Annotated in this window: 7 protein-coding genes; 6 read left to right on the forward strand and 1 reads right to left on the reverse strand. The window is 50.3% G+C overall.

Going from position 1 to position 9,026, the window contains the following annotated elements; genetic code table 11:
- Window positions 1–24: 24 nt before the first annotated feature.
- Entirely contained in the window at window positions 25–1,488 is a 1,464-nt protein-coding gene (locus tag OCV59_RS11475; protein WP_147594578.1) for a hypothetical protein, read from the reverse strand.
- 301 nt (window positions 1,489–1,789) lie between these two features.
- Here OCV59_RS11475 and OCV59_RS11480 point away from each other — a divergent pair, with 301 nt between their 5' ends.
- The 6 genes from OCV59_RS11480 (at window position 1,790) to OCV59_RS11505 (ending at window position 8,836) form a co-directional block, all read left to right on the forward strand.
- Window positions 1,790–2,959, forward strand: a complete 1,170-nt coding sequence (locus tag OCV59_RS11480) for a patatin-like phospholipase family protein (RefSeq protein ID WP_147594579.1) — start codon at window positions 1,790–1,792, stop codon at window positions 2,957–2,959.
- Between the two features lie 187 nt (window positions 2,960–3,146).
- Window positions 3,147–4,670, forward strand: coding sequence for an AMP-binding protein (locus OCV59_RS11485; RefSeq protein WP_147594580.1), 1,524 nt, complete (start codon window positions 3,147–3,149; stop codon window positions 4,668–4,670).
- A 155-nt stretch (window positions 4,671–4,825) separates the two neighbouring features.
- Entirely contained in the window at window positions 4,826–5,056 is a 231-nt protein-coding gene (locus OCV59_RS11490) for a phosphopantetheine-binding protein (RefSeq protein ID WP_147594581.1), read from the forward strand.
- 35 nt (window positions 5,057–5,091) lie between these two features.
- Complete coding sequence (locus OCV59_RS11495) at window positions 5,092–6,681, forward strand: MBOAT family O-acyltransferase (protein ID WP_147594582.1); 1,590 nt, start codon at window positions 5,092–5,094, stop codon at window positions 6,679–6,681.
- A gap of 42 nt (window positions 6,682–6,723) precedes the next feature.
- The gene (locus OCV59_RS11500; RefSeq protein WP_147594583.1) at window positions 6,724–7,785 is read left to right on the forward strand and encodes an SGNH/GDSL hydrolase family protein; all 1,062 of its coding nucleotides are present in this window, start codon (window positions 6,724–6,726) and stop codon (window positions 7,783–7,785) included.
- Window positions 7,786–7,981: 196 nt separating this feature from the next.
- Window positions 7,982–8,836 carry an Mrp/NBP35 family ATP-binding protein gene (locus OCV59_RS11505; protein ID WP_147594584.1) on the forward strand — a complete coding sequence of 285 codons (855 nt, stop codon included), beginning with the start codon at window positions 7,982–7,984 and terminating at the stop codon, window positions 8,834–8,836.
- The last annotated feature ends 190 nt before the right edge of the window (window positions 8,837–9,026 follow it).

Consider the following 9,026-nt stretch of genomic DNA (forward strand, 5'->3'; position numbering starts at 1 on the left):
TTGTTGTCTTCGGCTTGTGGTTCGCTACACTTGGCGGTAAATACCCGTGACGGGACTTTCACCCGTAAGACTTATGCCATGCCTGGCACACCCGTAAAGTGCGATGTTCATATCATCGCCTGTTTCAGCGCTCTTGTCAGCTGCTTTCTTCACATCCGTATTTTTATCTGCAGTCAGCATCGGGATCTCTGCGGTTTCCTTATACTCGCATTTCCTGCATGCTCTTTCCTTGATGCCTTTTGCCTGTACAGTCGCTTCTTTCGTCACTTTCCATTCACCTAAATCATGTCCTGTCGCAGAGATCTTCACAGGATTGATGATTTCGTTCTGTCCTTCTCTGTCGCTTGACAGATATCCGCATTCTTCACATCTCCAGTACTCTTCATGCCCGTCTTCTGTACATGTTGCATCGTGTTTGTCCACACGCTTCATATTGTGACCATTTGCAGGGATCACCTCAGGGCTTTTGATCTCGTTCTCAGCATTCTTATCTGAGAAAAACTTCTGGCATTTGCTGCATGTCCAGTATGCTTTCATTCCTGTTTCAGTGCATGTCGCATCCTTCTGCGCAGTCGCTTCAAGGTCGTGTCCCGTAGCCGCGAGCGTTTCTTTTTCTACTGTCGTTTCAGTTGCTCCTTCTGCATCTTTGTATACTTTATGGCATCTGTCACATGTGTAGTATTCGTTGTTGCCAGTTTCTGTGCAGCTTGCCACACTGGCATCTGTCTTTTTCATGTCGTGACCAAGAGCAGTGAGCTTCATTGCATCTGCTGTTGTTTCCGTTGTTCCTGATGTGCCTTCGAGCATTTTGCCGCACCTGCTGCATTTCCTGTATGCCTTATTTCCATCTTCTGTGCATGTCACATCCTTTGCAGCAACCGATTTATAGTTATGATCCACGAAGTTCACGGTTATCGTCGGACTTGATTCACCTGACTTAAAATCCCATCTCTTATTGACTCTTGCATAATACGCACCGCTACCCGTAGGAGTATAGTTGCTGTGATTTCCTACAATAGTATTGATTACATTTCCTTTTTTATACCAGGTATAATCGTAAGTACCGCTTGTGGCATTTACCAGTACCGCCTTTAATCCCACTGTCGATCCCTTACATACAGTCACTGTGTTGCCATTACGCTCGCCCACATAAGTGATATCAACTGTTACACTAAACTTATACAGTGCTATCAATGAATTCATCTGATTTGCTGCTGTCTGCACCGCTGCAGGCACCGATGCTTCTCCAGTCGCTGCTTCCGGAATCTGCGCCTCATCTTCGGTTTCTGCCTCTCCTTCGTTCTGATCCGATGCCACAGCATCTGCCTCATTTTCGTTCTCATTTGCCGGTCCCTGTACTTCCGTCTGCTCAGCTGCTTCCGACCCGTCGATGTTTTCTGCGAAAGCCGTTCCCGGTATCGCTGTCATCGTGAGCATGACTGCAGCGCAGAGAACCGTAGAAAACACACGTTTCAACCTGTTACTCATTTCCTTCTCCTTCCTGGATCCAATCTATACATTTAATATTCTGATTATACCATCAATAGTTTTGAAAATCAACACACCCCCCCTATTTTTATTCTATTTCTCCTTTATTTTCGTTTTATTACTTCTACTTTTTATCATCCTATGAGATACCGCTTTCTTATTTCATAAATACGCTCGCAGTCCATGCTCCGCCTGCAAAATCGCACATCTGCACCCTTACATAAACATTGATATGGCATGCCCGCCGATAATACGATATAATATCGGCATACGACACTGACACGCAAAGGAGATTTTACTCATGAAAAAGACCGCTCTTGTACTCAGCGGCGGCGGAAGCCGCGGCGCCTATGAAATCGGCGTATGGAAGGCTCTGAAAAAACTCAGGATCAGAATCCACATGGCTTTCGGGACTTCCGTTGGTGCGATAAACAGCGCCATGGTAGTGCAGAAGGATCTGAAGCTGGCCGAAGAACTGTGGAAACAGCTCGAGACCGATATGATATTCGATATCCAGCCCGGTGACGGTCCTGTCGAAGAGGCTCTGGCATACGCAAAAGAGATCGTGCTCCACGGCGGTGCAGGTAATTCCGGACTGTCCGGGCTCCTTCACAAATATATAGATGAACATAAGATACGCAGTTCCCGCACAGGATTCGGACTTGTGGCGACGGAATACCCTTCCCGCCGCGAATGCGTCATGTACAAGGATGACATCCCCGAAGGACTGATGATCGACTATATCATGGCCAGCGCGTCGTGTTTCCCGGCGGTCCAGAAATACGTCATCGACGATAAAAAATACATCGACGGCGGATACCACGACAATCTCCCGGTCAGTATGGCTCTCGAAAAAAAGGCAGACCGCATCATCGCAGTCGATCTGCAGGCGCCCGGCACAGTCGACCACGAGGCCATCAGACATGCGGAAAACACCTGCGATGAATTCCACATGATAAGATGTCCTCTGGATCTCGGCAATTTCCTGATATTTGACAGGGACAACACCGCCAGGATCATGCGCCTCGGCTATCTCGACACGATGCGCCACTTTGGAAAATACGACGGGATACGATACACGTTCAGAAAAAAATCGTTCACCCCGCACCAGATGCACGGAGCCGACAACGCCGCATATATCCTCGGCCTCGACCCGTGCGAGATCTACGACAGAGACATGTTCTGCGCATCCGTGCGAATGCATATCGCCGATCTCCGTCTCTCATCCGCGAAACGTTCAAAGGCGATGCACTATCTGAGGACAGTCAAACTGGTCGGAGCCAAAAAAGCACTGTCCACACTCAAGGACGTCACTGCGGACACCGACCTTCACGCACAGCTGATGCTTTACATAGCGGAAAATCTCAAAGAAAACGAAAACCGCAGTTTTTTCCTGAAGCCGGACATATTCAAGCTTCTCGAGAGTGAAATACAGGCGGCGAATTTCATCGTCAAGGAAAAGCTCCTCTGATCTGCAGAGGGGCTTTTTGGTCTGCAAAGCGGCACCTGTTCTCTATGCCTAGACTCGCTTTTTGCAAAACGGCACTTTTCTTTAAGAAAGCCTTAGCATTTGTTAATAGATACTTAATACTTTACCTGATTTTTTGTTAATATTTTTTCTTTTATAATAGTCACTGTAACGAAAGAGGTGACTATTTATGAAAAACATTCTCGAATATCTGGAGGCATCTGCCGCCGGATTTCCAGAAAAAACAGGATTCACAGATCCTGATCGGAATGCGGCATTCGTGCAGGTCATGGATCGCTCCAGAAAAGCAGCGAGCTCCATGAAAGATATACCTGCAAACAGCCCTGTTGCCATCGTCATCGACCGAAGCGTCAGATGCATAGAAGCGATGTTCGCAGCTGTCTACGCAGGCTGTTTCTACACCGTGATCGACGTACATTCACCGGTATCGCGTATAAGCGATATATTCAGCACACTCAGGCCGGCCGCCGTGATGACCGACAGCAGCTGCCTGGCGCTGACCGGTGAGATCCTTGAAAAATGCAGCATGCAGGACATCGCCGTGATCACCTATGAAGATGCCGTCAGCTGCCCTGAAGACACAGATTTCCTCAGCAGCGTCAGGGCTTCGATGATAGATACCGACCCGCTGTACGTGCTGTTCACGAGCGGATCATCGGGAAAACCCAAAGGCACCGTCGTCTCCCACCGCAGTGTGATCAGCTACACGGAATGGGTCTCGGCAGAATTCGGATTCGATGAAACTACGATATTCGGTTCGCAGGCGCCGCTGTACTTTTCCATGTCCGTAACAGACCTGTTCTCGACGATCAGATGCGGATGCACATACAGCATCATACCCAAAAAGATGTTTTCTTTCCCTGTCGATCTGATCTCATACATGAATGAACGAAAAATAAACACGATCTACTGGGTGCCTTCCGCGCTGGCCATCGCTCCAAACTGGGATCTGTTCGGATACAGCAAGCCCGAACACCTCGAAAAAGTGCTCTTTGCAGGAGAAGTGATGCCTGTCAGAAACCTCAACTACTGGAGAAAACACCTGCCTGACTGCCTCTATGCTAACCTTTTCGGCCCTACCGAAACGACGGATATCTGCACGTTCTACATGATCGACCGCGATTTCGAAGATGACGAGGCGCTCCCTATCGGCCGTGAATGCGACAACTGTGACGTTTTCCTGCTGACAGAAGATGGCAGGCTCGCTTCAGAGGGTGAAGAAGGCGAACTGATCGTGCGCGGCTCTTTCCTCGCCAGCGGATACTACAACGAACCGGAGAAAACGGCTGCAGCCTTTCCGCAGAACCCGCTCAACAGGAGCTATCCCGAGCGAGTCTACCGCACCGGGGATCTGGCCAGGATGAACGATAAACGAGAATACATATACATATGCAGGAAGGATTTTCAGATCAAACGCATGGGTTTCAGGATCGAGCCCGGCGAGATCGAGACGGCGGCAAATGCGATAGCCGGCATCAAATCATCAGCAGTGATATACGATGACAAAAGCCAGCGCATACTGCTGATATACGAAGGCTCCCTGAAGGATACCGAGGCTGTCCGCGGACTGCTCAGCGAAAAAGTCCCTGCATACATGAGGCCCGACGAGGTCATCCGGGTCCGCTCGATGCCGTACAACGCGAACGGCAAGACCGACCGCGCAAAACTCAGATCACTGTATGCCGGGAACTGATGCACACAGCTGCAGACGCCCGGCAGATCGGCATATCATGCACACGACGCGGGCACAGCACTGCCGAACCGTCACATCATGCGGACTCAGGCTCAGTCCAAGTCCCGGCGCCATACCAAACTGTAACGAAAACGAAAGGAACAAAGGTGAAGCCAATGAATGAATTACTCGAAATACTCCATGAGATCAACCCTGCAACTGAATTCAAAGGCAGGACAGACCTCGTCGACTCAGGCGACCTCGACTCGATGAGCCTCGTGATGCTCGTTTCCGAGCTCAATGACGAATTCGACATAACTATCCGCGTGACCGACATCACGCCGGAAAACTTCAATTCCACCGAAAACATCATGAAGCTGATACACAGACTTCAGTCAGAAGACTAGCCGCAGACGCAGCAGACGCAAAGGAGACCTGAGCCATGAGCTATACGACGATAACATTCCTGATCTTTCTGCCGGCGGCGGGACTGCTCTACTACATCGTACCGAAGCGCATCCAGTGGACAGTGCTGCTTGCCGCATCGCTGGCGTTTTACATCCTGACATGCGGCAAAATGACCGTGTTCCTGCTGGCCGCCACTGCAGTCATCTATGCAGCGGGACTGGCTCTCGGACACCTGGACCGCAGCTTTGACAGCCGCAGAAAAGAACTCGACCGCGCAGCGAAAAAGGAACTGAAAAAGAAAACCGACTCAAAAAAGAGAGCCGTTGTCCTCGTATCGGTGATACTCATGGTACTGATGATCTTCTGCACGAAGTACTTCAATTTCTTCGGAGATATCATAAACAGCATCACGAACGCGATCGCGCATTCAAGGCCTGTCCCGGCGCTGCAGATCCTGATGCCGCTCGGCATCTCGTACTACACCCTGATGGGAATAAGCTATATCGTCGACGTGTACAGGAAGACCGTGAAACCGGAGAAAAATCCGCTGATGCTGATGCTCTTCCTCTGCTACTTCCCGCATATCGTCGAGGGCCCGTTCGACCGCTATGACTCACTCTGCAGTCAGCTGAGAGCGCCGCATCACATAGACTATCAACGGATCAAAAACAGCGGGATACGTCTCGTCTGGGGATTTTTCAAGAAGCTCGTCATCGCTGACAGAGCCGGACTGATCGTCAGCACCGTTTTCGCCGAGCCGGGTACATACAGCGGCTCAGTGCAGCTCCTTGCGGTGATCCTCTACACGCTGCAGATCTATGCGGAATTTTCCGGATGCATGGATATCGTCTGCGGAGCATCGGGCATGTTCGGCATCGATATCGCAGAAAATTTCAGACGTCCGTTTTTCTCACGCTCCATAAGCGAGTTCTGGCGCAGGTGGCACATCACCCTCGGCGAATGGCTCAAGGACTACGTGTTCTACCCTGTCAGCCTCTCCGGCCATTTCAGGAAAATAAACACGTTCGTGAAAAAGCACGTTTCCTCCGGGCACCTGACAGCCCTGATACCGGGCGCATACGCACTTTTCTTCGTGTGGTTCTGCAACGGGCTGTGGCACGGGGCGAGCGTGAAATACATCGTGTACGGACTTTACTACTATGTGCTGATGATGCTGGGACAGGCTCTGAAGCCGCTCACCGGCAGGCTCATGCAAAGACTGCACGTTCCGGCAGGCTCACGTGCATGGCACGTCTTCGAGATGCTGCGCACATGCGTGATCGTATGCTTTGGAATGCTGATATTCCGCGCATCCAGCCTTAGTCAGGCTGCGTCGATGTTCTGCAGCATCTTCACGAACTTCGGTATCTCGCAGCTGGCAGACGGAACGCTGCTGTTCAAGGGCGTTACCCCTGCCGACTACATACTGCTCATGACAGCAGCCGCACTGCTCCTTTGCATATCGATAATACAGGAAAAAGGCATATCCGTGCGAGAGACGATCGGGAAACAGTGTCTTCCTGTACGCTGGACGCTGTACTTCACCCTGATCTTCTCCGTGATCATCCTGGGAGCCTACGGCGGCAGCTTTGCAAACACTACATTCATTTATGGCGAATTCTGATCGTGCAGCGAGCCTGAAAGTAAAAAAGGAGATGTGGTTCCAATGAACAAAATAAGCATAAAAGACATATCCAGGTCACTGATATTCATGCTGGTGTTCGCGCTGATATTCGTCTTTCTGGCAAGGGGCTTCGCAGTCGGTTCTTCATCCAGCGAGGACGGGATGGAATCCAGGATAACCACCGCGTACAGAGGCGAAGCCAGAAATTCGCTCGACGTCATCTTCACCGGCAACAGCGATGTGTACCGGGGCGTGTCGCCCGTCGATCTCTACGATAAAACGGGGATAACCTCTGCAGTTTCGGGAAGGCCTAACAACAGCCCGGAGATGATCGTCAAGGATGTAGAGGATATACTCAAATATCAGAAGCCTAAGGTGATCGTGCTCGAAACGGACTGTCTGTTTTCAGGAAAGAATCCGTCTTTTACAAAGAAGCAGGCTGCCGCGCCGTCGCCGACGCTTTTTGCAAAGCTCAGAAGCGTCGTTCGGGAAGCTGACAGTGCGATCATCTCGGGGATAAATTTCTACTTCCCGCTCATCAAATATCATGATCGCTGGAAAAAACTGAAGCTGTCGAACTTCATCAGTCACCCGTCCAGATTTTACGCTTTTTCAAACAAAGGCATGGCATATTCTGGCAAGGTCAAACCGTATACCGGCGATCCGAACTACATGGAGAGCAGCAGCGGTGCAGTCAAGACCTTGTCCGCAGAAAACGCTGCCGCATTCAAAAAGATATATGAGACATGCAGACAGAAAAACATCCGGCTCGTCCTCATTACCGTGCCTTCTGCGAACACCTGGAACCTTTCCAAATCAAATGCCGTGCAGAAGCTGGCCGACGAATACGGACTGACATACTACGACTACAACCGCACCTGCCCTGCCGGCTTCGACTGGTCGCGGGACAGCAAGGACGGCGGCAATCATCTCAACTATTCAGGGGCGCTCAAGGTGACGTCAGACTTCGGAGAGAAGCTGCAGAACGACCTTGACATGCCGGCGAGCAAGCTCACGCCGGAGCTGCAGCAGAAATGGGAAAAAGATTTCGAGCACTTCCATACCAGGATCGCCAGGCCTGCTGCAAAGTCCACAGGCAAGTAGAGGGAAATTTCGGCAGATTCCTGCAAGGAATTTTTTCAAAAAAACACTATTATATATATATGCGAAACATATCGAAGCGACCTATCCATGTCAACGCACAGTATTGCCTTTACATGTCTTAAACAGTATAATATAGTAAGAGACGTTAAAAATATTTATCAAACTACTCACAGTAAACAGAAAAGAGGTAACTGAAATGGATGAAAAGGAAAAAGTCCAGCAGCAGTCAGAAGGCTGTTCTTCGGACTGCAGTCACTGCGCGAGCGCCGGAAACTGCGGAAGCCAGCCGCACAGCCTGCTCGAGGAGACAAACAGTTTTAACAATATCAAAAAAGTGATCGCTATAGTCAGCGGAAAAGGCGGAGTCGGCAAATCGCTCGTAACTTCGCTGATGGCCGTGAACATGCAGAGAAAAGGTTACAGGACTTCGATCCTCGACGCCGATATCACAGGTCCATCGATCCCTAAGGCATTCGGTCTCACTGCAAAAGCATTCGGAAACAAACTCGGTATCCTGCCTGTTCGCACTAAAACAGGCATCGGAACGATGTCAGTTAACAACCTGCTCGAAAACGACACTGAACCGGTACTCTGGAGGGGCCCTGTCATTGCGGGCACTGTAAAGCAGTTCTGGACAGATGTTCTCTGGGGAGACACAGACTATCTGTTCGTCGACATGCCTCCCGGCACAGGTGACGTTCCACTCACAGTATTCCAGTCACTGCCGGTAGACGGCATCATCGTCGTGACTTCACCGCAGGAGCTCGTGTCGATGATCGTCGTGAAGGCTGTCAAGATGGCTGAAATGATGAACATCCCTGTTCTGGGTCTCGTTGAAAACATGTCGTACGTGAAATGTCCGGATTGCGGAAAAGAGATCCCTGTCTTCGGCAAGAGCAAGGTCGAGGAAGTTGCAAAGGAGCACGGTCTCGAAGTCCTGGCAAAGCTGCCTATCGATCCTAAGCTCGCAGAGGCATGCGACAGAGGCGACATAGAAAACTACGAAGGCGACTGGCTCGATGCAGCCGCAGCAAAGCTGGAAACGCTGTAATATGCGCCTGCCGGCAGCTGATCGATAAAAAATCCCGATTCCGATATGAAAGCTGAGTATTTTTTCATATCAGGATCGGGATTTTGCACAATAAAACGAGAGCTTGTGCAGGATCAGAAAAATAATCGCGATTCTACACAAATCAGACCGGGACCCACCTCCATAACGCAGTTGTACTCGTCTGCACCGC

The organism is Brotomerdimonas butyrica, assembly GCF_025567305.1.
Taxonomy (GTDB): domain Bacteria; phylum Bacillota; class Clostridia; order Peptostreptococcales; family Anaerovoracaceae; genus Lentihominibacter; species Lentihominibacter butyricus.

Coding starts and splice junctions, on each gene's coding strand:
- OCV59_RS11500 (WP_147594583.1), top strand. CDS start 6,724: ATGAACAAAATAAGCATAAAAGACATATCCAGGTCACTGATATTCATG.
- OCV59_RS11495 (WP_147594582.1), top strand. CDS start 5,092: ATGAGCTATACGACGATAACATTCCTGATCTTTCTGCCGGCGGCGGGA.
- OCV59_RS11490 (WP_147594581.1), top strand. CDS start 4,826: ATGAATGAATTACTCGAAATACTCCATGAGATCAACCCTGCAACTGAA.
- OCV59_RS11475 (WP_147594578.1), bottom strand. CDS start 1,488: ATGAGTAACAGGTTGAAACGTGTGTTTTCTACGGTTCTCTGCGCTGCA.
- OCV59_RS11485 (WP_147594580.1), top strand. CDS start 3,147: ATGAAAAACATTCTCGAATATCTGGAGGCATCTGCCGCCGGATTTCCA.
- OCV59_RS11505 (WP_147594584.1), top strand. CDS start 7,982: ATGGATGAAAAGGAAAAAGTCCAGCAGCAGTCAGAAGGCTGTTCTTCG.
- OCV59_RS11480 (WP_147594579.1), top strand. CDS start 1,790: ATGAAAAAGACCGCTCTTGTACTCAGCGGCGGCGGAAGCCGCGGCGCC.